This is a genomic window from Legionella genomosp. 1, from assembly GCF_900640215.1.
GTDB classification, from domain to species: Bacteria; Pseudomonadota; Gammaproteobacteria; order Legionellales; family Legionellaceae; genus Legionella_C; species Legionella_C quinlivanii_A.
On sequence record NZ_CAAAJH010000001.1, the window covers coordinates 217,245 to 232,227 of the forward strand.

A 14,983-nucleotide genomic window follows, 5' to 3' on the forward strand; every position below is an offset into this window, starting at 1 on the left:
GGCATATTCATGCGATTACCATCCGTCTTACTGGGTTCAATCCTATCGTTTTCCAGTTTTGCTCAAAATGATTCTTTGAAGTTAATCATTAAATATAAAGAGCCAGTTTCCTCCAGCTCGCTTTTACAGCATTTGCAGTCTTCCAAAGACTGGACAATTGACTCCTTAAAGCCGATAGCTGGCGGGGCGTATTCCTTAAGCTTGCACAGTGCGCATTCCAAAGCCGGTCTTTCAGAGGAAAAAGAATTGCAAAACGCTATTGAGGCCTTGAAAAAAGATCCCCGCATTCTGTATGTAGTCAAAGATAGAGTAGGGCATTTTAAACCATTGCCTTTGCCTGATGGTCTGGCAGACATCGAACTTAATCATAGCTTGCAGTGGGATGAGTTTACCGCACCTGGCGGTATTATGCTTGAGAGCGGTCCAGACAAACGAGATGGCGCATGGATGTATACGAGTGGAGAAAGCTCTCCCCCGATTGTGGTGGCGGTATTGGATACCGGGGTAGAGGCACATCCAGCTCTTTTAAATAACTTGTTGAAAGATGGAAAGGGTAATATCTGGGGTTGGAATTTTGCGGGTAACAATCGAAATCTGGCTGATGAAACCGGTTCCTATCACGGAACCCATGTCGCCGGCACCATAGCGGCTGTCAGCGACACCATGCTAGGAGTGGGCGAGCAGCTTAAAATTCTGGCTTTAAAAATACCAGATGATTCCGGGATGTTTTATGAAAGCCAGGTCATCAACGCAATCTATTGGGCTGTGGGTGGCGATGTACCCGGTGTTCCTCATAATCCCTGGCCAGCGAAAGTTCTGAATATGAGTTTTGGTGTGGACGAGCGCCCTGGAAAAGAAGTCGATCACTGCGATGAAGCCTTACAGGAGGCAATGTTTTTTGCCAGACATCAGGGTGCTGTGGTGACTGTTGCCGCAGGAAATGACAATGAGTGGGAGCACTATAATGCCCCGGGTGTTTGTAATGGAGCAATCAGAGTCGCTTCCACTGGACCTGAAGGTTTGCGGGCCTATTATTCCAACTATGGCCCGGGGGTGAGTTTTGCAGCACCTGGTGGCGATGCACGTTATGGAAGATCCGGAGCCATTTTATCCACGGTAAAACCCGGCGGCGGCTATCAGCATAGCGGCTATGATTTTTATCAGGGCACCAGTATGGCCGCCCCTCATGCCGCGGGTGTCGCCGGGCTTGTGTATGCAATTAGCGAGGGTCAGATTACACCTGAAAAAGTTGAGCAGATTTTGTATGCCACAACTCATCCATTTGGCAAAACATCAGACAGCAATAAGTCATGCACAGGTTCCAAGCCTTGTGGGCATGGGATTCTGGATGCAGACAATGCGGTGAAGACTGCTGCTGCCAATTTTGATGCTATCATTAGTCCGCCCAGTTTCCAGGAGCTGAATCTCAAGGTTTGCCGAAACCACCAACTTACTTCCCAGCCCTTGAAGAATAGTGACTGGAAGCTGATTAAAAAACAGTGTCAGGCCGAAGAAGCCTACTTTACACCTGAGGTTCATTTGCAAGCTAAACAAATTGTCCTGAATTATCAGGGAGCATCGTATGTGCGGGATATTAGCGCCTACAGCCATTGCCTGTTCATTGGTAAAGACAGTTTCGGTTGTTACTATTAACCCTTAGCAATTATTTTGGGAGTAGCCTGGAAATATCGGGAGCGTTCATTAAACTATGTCATGCCATGTCAGATTTAGGAGATCTCTCACTGCGTTCGAGATGACGGCGTGCCGGTGAGTAATGATACAGTTTAATGAACGCTCCCGAAATTTCCAGGCTAAAACGTGATACATGACAAAACTGTATACTTTGTTAAGTTTGATAAAAGCTAAGCGAGATTTAAGGCTTAAGCCCTTTTCAGACGATATCATCATCGAAAACTACCCCGTATTTAATCAATCACTGGTCATTGCAGCCATCAAGCAGGGCGTATTTAAGTACTGTTTTAATAAAAAAAACTGCTATGAAAGTGAGATGGAGTTGTTGTGCAATTCAGATCAGCTAAGTTGCATAGAGCCCGATGAGCAGGGAGAAATTGAGTTTTTAATGATAGGAGAAATAGCCTGTCTGAATTCTGATAAAGAGATTTTTATGAAAATATACAGCCTCAGACCCTATAGCCAGGAGTTTTGTTCCCTGGATGAGAAGAAATCGCCAATTAAATTCAACGACTTTTTTCTGAAGCAGGTGAGGGCTGGCGAACAGGATTGGGTCATCGTTATCTCTCAGTCTGAAATCAGACGTCTCAATGCAATCCTGGGGGATGATCAAGAGCAGAACGATGCAGTGATGCGCTATTCAGGTCCTGTTCATTTCAAACCAGCATCGACTGATGAGCAGCAATCCTCGTTTATCTCTTCTATTAAATTAATTCTGTAAATGCTGCCTGTAGTTCTTTGATACCGCGTTTAATCTATACTAATTAGAAATAACTCAGGGAAGAAATCCTATGCCAACGGTTAGGGACGCTACATTTGATCTTCTGCGCAAACTGGATCTGCGCAATTTTGTTTCCAATCCAGGCTCTACTGAAGAAACCTTTTTAGCCAATTTTCCAGATGACTTCAATTTTATTCTGGCTTTGCAGGAGTCCAGCGTTGTAGGTATTGCCGACGGTCTGGCGCAAGGTCTTGGCAAGCCCGTGCTCGTGAATGTGCATACAGGTGCAGGCATGGGGAATGCTATGGGCTGTATCCTGACAGCCTATCTGAATAAAACACCGCTGATTATAACGGCTGGCCAACAAACCCGTGAAATGCTGTTAATGGAACCGTTTCTCACCAATGTGGAGTCGACGATTTTGCCTAAACCCTGGGTCAAATGGAGTTATGAGGTGATGCGGCCTGAGGATGTTCCTGCGGCCTTTATGCGGGCTTATGCAACGGCAATACAGGCGCCGCAAGGGCCAGTGTTTCTGTCAATTCCTCTTGATTTGTGGGATGAGGAAATTGATGAAGTGGATGTTTTTCGTTCAACATCTCGAATAGTAGGGCCAGATCCGGAGCGATTGTCTGAATTTGCCCGGAAAATTAATGAAAGCCAAAACCCTGTTTTGATCTATGGCGCCGATGTTGCTCGCAGTAATGCCTGGAAAGAGGCGGTTTTACTTGCTGAAAAATTGGGCTGTCCAGTATGGAAAGGACCTTTTTCCGAATTAGTGTCTTTTCCAGAAGATCATCTTTTGTATCAGGGCGAATTGCCGTCGGCAAAAGGCTTGCTCAGCCAAATGCTTAAAGGCCATGATTTAATTATTGTTATAGGAGCTCCTGTTTTCCGCTACTATCCCTGGATAGCCGGTGACTATTTACCCGAGGAGGCTAGACTGATCCAGGTGACTGATGATCCTTATGAGGCTGCCAAGGCACCAGTGGGAGATTGTCTGGTGAGTGATAGCCTGCTTGCTTTAAAAGGATTATCAGATGAGGTAAAAGAGCGTGGTAACGACCAGAATTTTTCCACTAATCGTAAACAGGAACGAAGTCAGCTCACGGTTCAACCGGCTTACCCGCTGACTGCAAAGCAGGTGTTCGATATCCTGTCAGGTATTGCCCCTGAAGAGTATGTTCTCGTACAGGAATCGCCTTCAAATACTCATGATCTGCAGGAATCAGGTTTGGGCACTGTCGTTAAACCTCATTCTTTTTATACTATGAGCTCGGGAGGATTGGGCTGGGATATGCCTGCAGCAGTGGGGCTGGCTATTGCTGAGCAAAAAAGCGGTCGTAATCGGCCGGTGATTCTGATTATTGGAGACGGCTCATTTCAATATTCACTCCAGGCAATCTGGACGGGCGTGCAGCATCAGACTCATCTCATCATTCTGGCATTAAGAAACGAAGAATATGCCATACTGAAGTCCTTCGCATTACTTGAGAATACACCCAATGTTCCAGGTCTTGATCTTCCTGGTCTTGATCTGGTTTCTCTGGCAAAAGGCTATGGCGCAGAGGCCTCTTTTGCCGCCAATATCGATGAGATTAAAACCGCCTTTCAGCAGGCGCTTGCTTTTAAAGGGGTGACAGTGATTGAAATTCCAATAGAGAAAAAAATACATAAGCTGCTGGGTTATATTTCATCCAGGGATTAAGCGATTGATTACAAAAGAATGCTGCACAATTACTATACTTTATATATCCTGGAAGGCACTGTAAAAGCATGGACAATAATAATTATGATTTTCGTATCATTGTCATTGATGATAATGTTGAAATCCATAAAGACTTTTTAAAAATCCTAACAAAAAACGCCAAAAATGATTTGGATGATCTTGGCGCTCAATTATTTGATATGGAAAATGTCAATGCCAATGAGTTGATTTTGCCGCGTTTTAAAATCGATACTGCCACTCAGGGCCAGGACGGCGCTGCGCTGATTGAAAAAGCCCTGAACGAAGGTAAACCCTTTGCTCTTGCTTTTGTTGACATTCGCATGCCGCCAGGATGGGACGGGATTGAAACTGTAAAAAATATTTGGGCAATTGATCCCGACATTCATGTCGTTATTTGTACTGCATTTTCGGATTATAGCTGGGAAGAGACAATTCAGGAGTTAGGCCATAGTGATAAGTTCCTGATTCTGAAAAAACCTTTCGATCACATCGCCGTCAGACAATTAGCTTATGCGCTGACTCGAAAATGGAAGTTAATTGGCGAATCCAAAGCATACACACAATCGCTGGAACAGGCTGTAGAAGAGCGCACTGAGGAATTAAAATATCAGGCAACGCATGATATGCTGACAGGATTGGCTAACCGGGCACTTTTGCATGACAGAGTTCAACAGGCCATTGCTGCCTACAAACGCCATAAGATAAGTTTTGCCATTCTTTTTTTTGATCTGGATCGTTTCAAGCTCATCAATGATAGCCTGGGACATTCCGCCGGCGATGAGTTATTAATCCATATTGCGAAGCGTTTACTCCCCACAATTCGTGCTTTTGACACAGTATCTCGTCTGGGTGGAGATGAATTCGTCATTGTTGTTACCGAGCTCAAACAGATTGATTACATTCATACCGTGGCACAAAAAATATTACAGATTATCAAGGAACCAATGACTATTGCCAATCGCAGTTTAAGTATCTCCAGCAGTATGGGTATTGCCACTTATCCAGGGGATGGAGAAGAGGCAGATGAACTACTGCGAAATGCGGATGCGGCAATGTATCACGCAAAAAAACTGGGTGGCGGCCAATATCAATTTTATTCAAAAGAGATGAATGATAAAGTATTTGAGCAATTGGAACTGGAATCGGATCTTTATCAGGCCGTTAATAATAAGGAGTTTACAGTCTGGTATCAGCCGCAATTCCATATTGAAAATCATAAACTGGAGGCAGTGGAGGCATTAATTCGCTGGGTTCATCCACAGAAAGGCATGCTGCTGCCTATTGATTTTATTCCTCTGGCTGAGCGAACCGGGTTGATGATTCCTATCGGTGACTGGGTGATAAGAGAGGCATGCCTGCAGAACAAGCGCTGGCAGGCAATGGGTTTGCCGCCGATCCGAATGGCAGTTAACCTTACTTCACAGCAAATAAGCCAGCTCGATTTTGTACAAAAAATAGGAACCATTTTGCAGGAAACTCAACTGGCCCCTAAGTATTTTGAGCTTGAACTCAGTGAAAGCTCGATAATCAATGAAATGATCATTCTCAAAATGAATGAATTAAAAGAGATGGGGATTGAGATTGCATTGGATGATTTCGGAACAGGCTATGCCAATTTGCATCATTTAAGAAATCTCTCACTAAACAGGCTTAAAATAGATCGCTCATTTATTAATAATATCCAGTTAAATCGTAATGATGAAGTCATTATCCACGCAATCATTGCGATGGCGCGCAGTCTGGATCTTGAAGTGCTTGCCGAGGGAGTCGAAACACAAAAGCAGCTCGTGTTTTTAAAAAAGCATCACTGTAACCAGATTCAGGGCTTTTATTTTAGCAAACCCTTACCGGCAGAGGAACTTACCTACTTACTGGAGCATCCAGAAGCTATTGAGAAAATATTGAACCAGGAAAATAACATTAAGGAGTAATATGAAAAAAATTGGACTGATTATTACTCTCTTGCTTGTTACTGTGTTAGCTATTGTTTATTTTTATCGTGCTAACCAGTCGACATTGCTGCCCACTTATTTTGAATATACCGATAAAGAACTCGCTTCTATAAAATCCCTTCAATCTACTCAATCGATGACAGAAGCTTCACTAAATAAATGGGATAAGCTGATGTTTGGCCTGATTAAGTCGAACAAACTGGGGGATGCCCCGGCATCAAAAATTTATGCCTATATGTATACTGCCCAACGCGATGCCGCGTTTCTATCCTATAACGCAAAGCAAGAGTTTATGGGGAGTCTTGATGTGGTTTCAGCCCGGGTTCTTTGCCAGTTTTTCAAAGAAGACTGCTCAACGATTCAATTTCTGATTAAGACAGATCCCTACTCAGAAAGAATTGCAGAACTGGTTGTAAATAAAATAATCAAACGCATGGATCTCGACAGTAAAATGGAGAAATTGTCAGCGGAAAAAAGAGGTCCCCTTTTTTGGAAAGGAACTACCCCTTATTTTGGTCAGGAAACAGGATCCTGGAAAACCTGGGTAATCAGCTCTCCCAGTCAGTATGTTTCCAAATCTCCCCCAAAGCCTGATTCAACGGAATGGCAGAGCCAGTTAAAACAGACCGAAATGGCTTTAAAGAATATAAGCCCTGAGCAAACGAAAGCTGTCGTTTTTTGGGCAGGAAATCCCTCCACTATCACGCCGCCTGGAATTTGGTTAAAGTTTGCCAATGAGTACATGGAAAGCGAGCACGTTTCATTCTCCAAAATGCTGCTGGTTCGCTCAGTATTGGCAATGGGTATTGCTGACCAAGTAATCACTTTATTTTACACCAAATATACTTATTGGATAAGACGGCCATTTATGCTTGATCCATCCATCAATACAGTAATGCCCACTCCAAATCATCCCAGTTATCCGGCGGGACACTCTGGTATTTCAGCCACAGCGGCAGTGATTCTGTCTTATTATTTTCCTGGGAATAAACAGCAGTGGTGGAAAAAAGCGAATGAGGCCAGTTCCAGTCGTGTCTGGGGAGGGATCCATTTTCCAATTGATGCCCAGCAAGGTTTTCTAATGGGTCAGCAGGTGGGGGAGGCTGTTATTAAGTCTCAATCCAAATCACTGAGAATAAAATGAGTATTCGTCACAAAATTCTCTTAAGTATGCTGCTGGTCGCCTTTTTATTTATACCGGTCAATCTGTTTCTATTAGCGCGTTATCTGGATGTTAAAGAAAATTTTCTAGTAATAACCGAACGAACTGTTCCTCGTTTGGAGGCCTTGCTAACTATGAAAAATTTAATTATGAAGATTCATTTTTTTATGAGTTATGACGAAAAATTTTCTCAAAGTTTAAGCAAAAGAGATAGAGAGCATTTGTCGATGACCAAAGATGAATTTCTATCTATTTTGGGGGAGCTTGAAGATCAGCAAAAAATATATCAGAAATATGAACCCGCTTCGGCAGATCAAAATGGTAAAAAACTTAATCAACTGCGGGATACGCTAGTATTGGCAGCACTGGATCTATTTTTAGCAGGTGAAAGAAAGAGACCCGTAACAGAGATTACTGTAAAGAAAGGATTTCTTGAAATAAAAGAAAAGAGCTTGAATGAATTTATTGACATGGTATTGGTTCAGGAAAGCACCCTTCTGGAGGAGGAAAGGGAGAAAACCATTGCTGCTTCCACTGCCTTATTCAATTTGTTATTGATATTGAATGCGGTCATTATCCTGATTACGCTTGGATTGAGTATATTTTTGGCAAATATTATTTCAAAACCCATTATTAAATTAAGTGATTTTGCAGGAAAAATTGATTATGACCATTTAGCTCCAATGCTGCCTATTCTGACTCGGGATGAAATCGGTGAATTGCAGAGCCATTTAAATGAAATGGTTATGAAGCTGGATCGCGCCAAAACACGTTTGATTGAAACCTCGCGCTCGGCAGGAGTCGCGGAAATAGCCACCAGTATTCTGCATAATGTAGGGAATGTGCTGAATAGTGTTAATACTTCTGTAGCTATGTTATCGGAGGCCGCTCAGCAGAGCTATGTAGTCCAGCTGCCCAAGCTTTTGTCCATACTGGAGGAAAATCAGGAGCATCTCGATGTGTATTTGAAGGACGATGAGCGCGGCAAGCTGTTTATACCTTATTTTAAAAAACTGATAGAGCAATTGGAAAATGAAAAGGTGAAGATGAGTGAGGAATTAAATCAGCTTAATAATAATCTCACGCATGTAAATCAGGTGATTGACATGCAGCAATCTTCCGGTCAGGCAAGCTCCCAGATCAGGGAAACGATAGACCTTGAGGAACTGATCGAGGATATTCTCCTCTTATATGCTAATCGATTGCGAAAAGCGAGTATCAATGTAGAACGTCAATATAGCAATATTTCCCCAATTATTTCGGTAAGGACCAAAATTCAGCAAATCATGATTAATCTAATCAAAAACGCAATCGATGCCCTGACACTTGGTGAGAAGCATGAAAAACGTCTGATTATCAAAGTTGAAACAACTTCTCCATCTCTTGTCTGCATTACAATACGTGACAATGGTATAGGCATTCAGAAGGATGATTTAACTCGAATCTTTTCTTTTGGATTTACGACTAAAAAAGAAGGACATGGCTATGGACTGCATAATTGTGCTCTATTAGCACGTGAACTTGGCGGTGAACTGCGAGTACAATCCAAAGGCAGCGGGCAAGGAAGTTCTTTTACACTTGAAATTCCATATTGATCAGTAACATGCAGGCAGGATTCATTCATTGTAGCAAGAGAGTGAATCCCGCTTGAGCAGAGGATTAGCCTGATAAACAAGCATTAAAATGGGGAAGGGGAGTTGTGATTATCGGAATAGGAAGTCCTCCCCTGAATGCATTTATTCTGGATTGACGCGGTTCCTACTCTATAAATTTCAGAGCCCAGACTCTCTCTAAGTTCGAGCAAGCCCTTAACGCCCATTTTTATAATCTCTTTGAATTCTAACCCATTACTATTCAAAGCAAGAACCTGTTTTGCCTGACAGGCAAAACCTATTTGTTCCTGCTCGTCCAGAGACAGAAACTCATCTACTGAAATTCCTTTGGAAAATAAATAGCAGACTTTTTCCAAAAAAGGATTAGAGAAACTCGATTGCTCAGACCCTTGGTGTGTTTGAATGCGCTGCTCTCTGATTAATTTGAAAAAGTTTTTTTGCGGCGCTTCTTCAACTTTCAGAATCTGGGATAGATAAGGTGACAGTTCTTCCTGCTCCTTATCTGTTAGGCTTCTCCTATTGCCGATGTGGGAACCACTGCTTACTCTGGAAGCTTCATTCAAAAAGCTATTCATGCTCTGGGCAAGATAGGCTGCGCTAGATTTTAGTTTGCTGCTAATCTGATTTGTGAAGAGTTTTTGCAAAGCAGAAATGTAGATTTGAGTCGCTTCATTTCCCGATGTAACAGCTAACAATATGCCGCGATAATAGAGAAACGAATCACTATCCTTAGATACTACATAGAGCTGAGTATCAGAGGTTTCAAAATATAGCTTATCTCGCTGAGGATCGCTTTTAATCTGTTTGCAAGTGATTAGCTTCATTTGCAATAAAGCATTTTGCAAGGGCCTTGAATCGCTGCCCGGGTTTATTGTGAATTGCGTTTTATTTGATGTCGTCATATATCCTATCTCCTCCTGAAAAATCTGTTCAATTGTAAATCAAATGGAATTGACTTGTAAATAAAATGATCTAAGTGGATTTAATTTAATCTTAATATTTAAATATAATCATCAGGTTAAATTTGGGTTAAAATGAAATAATTTGCTATTTAAAGAGAATTCGAGTGAGTAAAGACATTCCAATGACGGATCATCAACCCTTGGACTTATTAAAAAAATGGCTGGACGAAGAAGCATCTGCCGGAGCGCAATATGCTCGGCATGCCGTTTTATCCACTCAGGGTTTAAATGGCGCCGGTCATGGCCGTGTGGTTGCTATTCGCGAAATTTGCGGGGAAGAGCTGCTTTTCTTTACGCAGAAAATCACAAGAAAAGTGCAGGAAATACAAAACAATGCTCGTGTTTCCCTCACATTCTGGTTTGAACGCCACGCACGAGAAGTGATCGTCGAAGGCGAGGCGCGTTTTTTATCAGGAGAAGACAATGCCAGTTACTGGAATGCCTATCCAAAATGGGCGCAAATTCGTTTTTGCAGTTATGCCCCAACATCCGGTCTGCCCATAAAGAATAAGGAGATACTGGAAAACAAGCGAAAACAGATTGAAGAGACCGCAGGACAGAACCCGCTCCCTCTTTCTCCTGACTATTATGGAATTGCAATTAAACCGCAACGCTTTCTATTTTACAGCTATCGCCTTGATGAACTGTCGGATGTATGGGAATATCACTCAGAACCTCAGGGATTCACCGTCAAACGGCTATCCCCTTGAATGCAAAGAAGTGTAAATAAAATGGCTTTTACATTTTCTTTTGCTGATAAAATTGAGCTTTGTTGAAAGGATGCATCAGGAGAGAATACATGAATAGACCGGTTGTTATCGTTGACCCTTTATCGTCGGGAATCGATTTGGCTCCGGCTTTTAAATCCAGAGGCATACCCGCCATTGCAATTACCTACGAAACTCTGGAAGAGATAGGATTTGGTCTCGAAGTACAGACCCCAGATTTTATTGAAATTATTCCTGATCAGCCTAATCTTGCAGAGATTCTCAAAAAATTCAATCCGCTTGCTATTATCCCAGGAGATGAACGCGGCGTGCCCCTTGCGGAAAAACTGACTGAAGCATTAACTCCCCATCTCGCAAATGATCCCGGAAAATCACTTCATCGAACGCATAAGGCCTTCATGCAGCAAGCATTGCAAGAGGCAGGGATTCCTTTTCTTAAGACAGTTAACACTGCATCAAAAAAAGAAGTGGCCTTCTGGATTAAGAACAATGGACTGAGTAATTCTCCTTTAATAGTCAAACCGCCTGTATCCGCGGGCAGCGATAATGTTTTTCATATTAATGCAAATCAGGATTGGAAAAAGGCTTTTGATAAAGTGCTGCATGAGCCATCTAAAACAACGGGTAAAAACAGTGAGACGGTGGTTGTACAGGAACAGGCTTTGGGTACAGAGTTTGCCGTAGGAACAGTGAGCGCTAATGGAAAGCATTATCTGGCCCATTTAATTCAATACAATAAAACATCATTTCATGGCCGTAAAACGGTTTTTGATTATGTTGAATTCCTGCCTTATTGTGATATGCGCCATCGAGAGTTATTTTCCTATACTCAAAGGGTTTTGGATGCTTTAGGCGTCCGCTGGGGGGCCGCGCACACTGAAATCATGCTCACCTCAAATGGTCCGCGACTTATAGAGTCTGGCGCCAGAATATGTGGCGGGCCCACTGTTCGATTTGCCCGTGAAGCCACAGGCAGCAGTCAGGCTGACAAACTAGTTGAAATCTATGTTGATGGGGATGTGCTAAACAAGGAATATCGATTTAAAAAATCAGTAGTACCCGTTTTTTTAAAATCACCTGCAGCAGGGATAATTTCCAATGTCGAGGCGATGGCTGGAATTTATCAATTACCCACATTACTGGATGAATACATTTGGTTCAAAAATGGCGACCGAGTTCCTCATACAGTGGATTACTTAAGCAGTATTGGCATTGTTGCTTTAGCCGGAGACCGGCAACTGATTTTTTCAGATTATAAAAAAATCCGGAGCATGGAAGCAGAGTTAGTGGTTTCCCCTCTTGTCCTTCATTGCTAACAATCTATACCTTTCCAAAGTAAAAAGCGAAACATAACTATTTGAACTCGGTACGTGACTTGGAAAGCCGAGCCATGTAGTGGGTGGAATGAATTACCCTATAATGTAATATACCAAGAGATGGTTATGCTCCTGATTTTGCAGCTAATGTGTACACCTCAATAAGCTAATCATCAAAGTTACCCCTCATTTTCAGAACATCATTTTCTACCGTTATACCGTATTTTTACGGATACTCAAGACCGATCTGATGATTTTATAATCAATGTTGTCGAAATCGCTGCTACTAGAAAATAAATGAGCCAAATTCCAAAAGAAACAAAAGGACCATTTAGCAATCATTTTTTTACTCAGCATGAAGCGTAACCACTTTATCAGCAAAAGCAAACCTACGGCTGATAATCTACTTTAAACGGAGCACAACTATGATTAATTCTTATAAATTTAACTTGGATGATGATGCCCTTATTAAGCTCATTGCTTTATATAATCAAAAAATCGAGATTAAACGAATTAAAGAAGATGATGTTCTTTGTGAAGATTATATAGATGGCACGAAAACTGGTGCTGATTTAGTATCCATAGTAGAGGAAGCGAAAAAGAGGGGGGTAAAAACAATTAAAATTAGCTATCGTCATACCGCTTCTGAAACTTTGTATGGGGTTTTTCCTAAATTTTCTCAGATAGGCGCTGGCAACTCCCCGGATCGAGAGGATCTGTTAAGTCACTTTGGGGACATCTACGATCGTACAACAGGTCAGGAAGGCAATCGAATCAGTGAATTACCTGACCTGAAGCCTCTGACAGAGGATGAGGCGATTAACTTTATTTGCTCCCGAGAATCAGCTGAGATATCGGGTATTCTGCACTTGGCGGCTCATAACGCCTTATTATTTGAAATGAATCGTTATTGCTGTAGCTTGATTTATGGGGACGAACCTGAACTAACGATTATAAAAAAACTTTCACTGGATGTTCAAGATGGATTTAGTTTTGCTTTTCATGAATGTTTTTATAATTTTTTGGGGGATTTACAAGACTATTTTGATGCCTGGCAAAAGAGAAATTATCAAGGTCCTCTGTTTCCTGATTCTCTTGGCGTCTCACCGATAAACAGAGATGCAAGCATATGTGAAATGAGCATTGAAACTGACTCACCCCAATCTTCGCCAAATAAAACTGGTTTTTTGATCAGTGATTTTCCCTCAATGCTTGCTTCAATAGTGCAGCCCGATCCATTGGCTTCGAAACCCACACGAACATTTGAACTTAAAAGGCCCCAAATACCACTTTCAGAAGAGCAATTACTATCACTTATAAAAAAAGGTTCAATAACTGAAATTAAAGAAAGCGCTGAGGATGGGATTAGAGCGATGCTGGGATTACCGCTTTTATTTAATAGCGATACTACACCTCGTTTTAAAGTAGATGAGTCTGTCATTAAAGAGTTATTGCTTCAAAGCAAATTGAATCCAGAAGAAAAAACCTGTTTTGATAAATACTGCAGACGATCCAGACATTTTTCAAATCAATTTTCCAAGGAAATCCATGTTTCATTAACTGGATTTTATATAAAGAAATCACGAGACTACCTAATCACTGAAGTTGGTCTTTATTTTGAATCAAATCATCTACAAACTTTAGATAAAAATTTAAAAAATCATGATGTGCTCAGTTTAATTCAAAAAATTAATAACGTGGATCAAGTAGTTACTGCACCTATTTTTACAACCCGCTGGAGTGAGGGAAAAGATAATTATGAATATTTATACAACGACATGAAACCATTAAATCTATGGCTACACAAGTATTTTAATCATCAAAATGTGGACTATGAAATGCAATGCTACAAAATGCTTTTATCGCAGAGACGAGTATAAACAGCTTTGTAAATAAAAATGAATTGAAGAAAGCAATTGATTGTGTTTTTTCAACAACTTTAAAACCAGAGCATCAAAGTACAACTTCGAGCCAGGCTACTTCTTCCAATGTTACCAAAATCAGTCCTGTTTATAGTACGGGTAATTATGAAAAAGACTTGGAAACGGCATTAGCGAATAGTTTGAAAGATAATAATGCCAGTTTAGCGTCTACAATAGGAATATTTGCAGCAGCCACTAAACCCCAGGGAACTCAAAAAACGATCCCCAAATCCTTTGAATGTCCCATTACACAAGACGTCATGGAAGAACCCACCATATTTATTGTGGATTGGCAAACCTATGAATTGTCAGCAATTAAGGATGCTTTAAAACGAGATGGTATCTCACCAATAAGTCGAAAACCGATACCTGAGGGCAAAACCATTGAAGAATTATTGATACCCAATCTTGCGCTTAAACATTCGATTGAAGAATTTAAAAAAGAAAATCCTGAGTTATTTGATGCGCAAGGATTGGCAATTATTTTTTAATAGAGCAGCCTGGCGACTTTGCTAACTATAATGAACCATGTAATCTTGATGCGGCGCTGCATCAAGGTTACGCTAGATAGAATCTGGCCATTTCATTGAGCCATGTAATACTCTTAGTATTTCAATTTGCCCGGAGTTAATTCTGTAAGGAACAATAAATGGAGTTCCATTAATTATTAATTCGCGTGTATCGAAAATCCGACCTGTTCTACCCATAGTGGGGTTCTCGGAAAGCATTCCAACCGTTTTAATGATTTTTATTACGATATCAACTGCTGCTTTGGGGTTATTCTGTGCGATATAGTCTTCGATTTGGTTTAAATTGCTTTGCGCACCTTTAGTCCATTTGATTCTCACTTCTTCTTGTTCTCCCAGAAATCAAGGATGCTTTCATGATCTATAAGTTGGCCTTCATCTGCCTCTGCAATACCTTTTTTTATTTCAACAAGCTGCCATTCATGAGCCTTTAGATATTCATTTATTGCTTCGGAAGCTAAGAAAGATTTGCTGCGATGAGTAAATTCAGCCAACTTATCTAAACGATCCTTCATTTCGGGTTCCAGTCGAATAGTCATTGTTGTTGAGGCCATCAGATTCTCTAATTTGTATTTACATGTACACATTGTAGCACAACTATATTAGTTTCCCGTAACTCTCTCTATACCGTTGACGGAGTAAAAAGCTATTGTGAAGTC

Annotated in this window: 13 protein-coding genes; 10 read left to right on the top strand and 3 right to left on the bottom strand. The window is 41.4% G+C overall.

Features of this window, described 5'->3' with window-relative positions; all coding sequences use genetic code 11:
- Window positions 1-9: 9 nt before the first annotated feature.
- The 6 genes from E1O89_RS00965 (at window position 10) to E1O89_RS00990 (ending at window position 8,851) form a co-directional block, all read left to right on the top strand.
- On the top strand, window positions 10-1,653 hold the full coding sequence (locus E1O89_RS00965) for a S8 family peptidase (protein ID WP_133138528.1): 1,644 nt from the start codon (window positions 10-12) through the stop codon (window positions 1,651-1,653).
- A 172-nt stretch (window positions 1,654-1,825) separates the two neighbouring features.
- A complete protein-coding gene (locus tag E1O89_RS00970) occupies window positions 1,826-2,413 on the top strand; it encodes a hypothetical protein (RefSeq protein ID WP_133138529.1) in 588 nt (195 codons plus the stop codon).
- A 70-nt stretch (window positions 2,414-2,483) separates the two neighbouring features.
- A complete protein-coding gene (mdlC, locus tag E1O89_RS00975) occupies window positions 2,484-4,121 on the top strand; it encodes a benzoylformate decarboxylase (protein ID WP_133138530.1) in 1,638 nt (545 codons plus the stop codon).
- 68 nt (window positions 4,122-4,189) lie between these two features.
- Window positions 4,190-6,073, top strand: coding sequence for an EAL domain-containing protein (locus E1O89_RS00980; protein WP_133138531.1), 1,884 nt, complete (start codon window positions 4,190-4,192; stop codon window positions 6,071-6,073).
- A gap of 1 nt (window position 6,074) precedes the next feature.
- Window positions 6,075-7,238, top strand: a complete 1,164-nt coding sequence (locus E1O89_RS00985) for a vanadium-dependent haloperoxidase (protein WP_133138532.1) — start codon at window positions 6,075-6,077, stop codon at window positions 7,236-7,238.
- Entirely contained in the window at window positions 7,235-8,851 is a 1,617-nt protein-coding gene (locus tag E1O89_RS00990) for a sensor histidine kinase (RefSeq protein WP_133138533.1), read from the top strand. The genes E1O89_RS00985 and E1O89_RS00990 overlap by 4 nt, the downstream gene beginning before the upstream one ends.
- Before the next feature lie 83 nt (window positions 8,852-8,934).
- Here E1O89_RS00990 and E1O89_RS00995 read toward each other — a convergent pair whose 3' ends face one another.
- Entirely contained in the window at window positions 8,935-9,771 is an 837-nt protein-coding gene (locus tag E1O89_RS00995) for a hypothetical protein (protein ID WP_133138534.1), read from the bottom strand.
- 164 nt (window positions 9,772-9,935) lie between these two features.
- Between E1O89_RS00995 and E1O89_RS01000 the strand changes: the two genes are divergently transcribed.
- The 4 genes from E1O89_RS01000 to E1O89_RS01015 all read left to right on the top strand — a co-directional run bounded on the left by E1O89_RS01000 (window position 9,936) and on the right by E1O89_RS01015 (window position 14,288).
- Entirely contained in the window at window positions 9,936-10,541 is a 606-nt protein-coding gene (locus tag E1O89_RS01000) for a pyridoxamine 5'-phosphate oxidase family protein (protein WP_316043233.1), read from the top strand.
- 89 nt (window positions 10,542-10,630) lie between these two features.
- Complete coding sequence (locus E1O89_RS01005) at window positions 10,631-11,875, top strand: ATP-grasp domain-containing protein (RefSeq protein ID WP_133138535.1); 1,245 nt, start codon at window positions 10,631-10,633, stop codon at window positions 11,873-11,875.
- Window positions 11,876-12,300: 425 nt separating this feature from the next.
- Window positions 12,301-13,755 carry a hypothetical protein gene (locus tag E1O89_RS01010; protein WP_133138536.1) on the top strand — a complete coding sequence of 485 codons (1,455 nt, stop codon included), beginning with the start codon at window positions 12,301-12,303 and terminating at the stop codon, window positions 13,753-13,755.
- Window positions 13,719-14,288 carry a U-box domain-containing protein gene (locus tag E1O89_RS01015; protein WP_133138537.1) on the top strand — a complete coding sequence of 190 codons (570 nt, stop codon included), beginning with the start codon at window positions 13,719-13,721 and terminating at the stop codon, window positions 14,286-14,288. Before E1O89_RS01010 ends, E1O89_RS01015 begins: the two co-directional genes overlap by 37 nt.
- A 72-nt stretch (window positions 14,289-14,360) precedes the next feature.
- On the opposite strand, the gene E1O89_RS01020 is transcribed toward E1O89_RS01015, so the two are convergent.
- Together E1O89_RS01020 and E1O89_RS01025 are read right to left on the bottom strand one after the other, a co-directional pair.
- Entirely contained in the window at window positions 14,361-14,645 is a 285-nt protein-coding gene (locus tag E1O89_RS01020; RefSeq protein ID WP_133138538.1) for a type II toxin-antitoxin system RelE/ParE family toxin, read from the bottom strand.
- Window positions 14,642-14,911: a CopG family ribbon-helix-helix protein gene (locus E1O89_RS01025; RefSeq protein WP_316043234.1), complete on the bottom strand. Its 270-nt coding sequence runs from the start codon at window positions 14,909-14,911 to the stop codon at window positions 14,642-14,644. Before E1O89_RS01025 ends, E1O89_RS01020 begins: the two co-directional genes overlap by 4 nt.
- Window positions 14,912-14,983 lie beyond the last annotated feature (72 nt).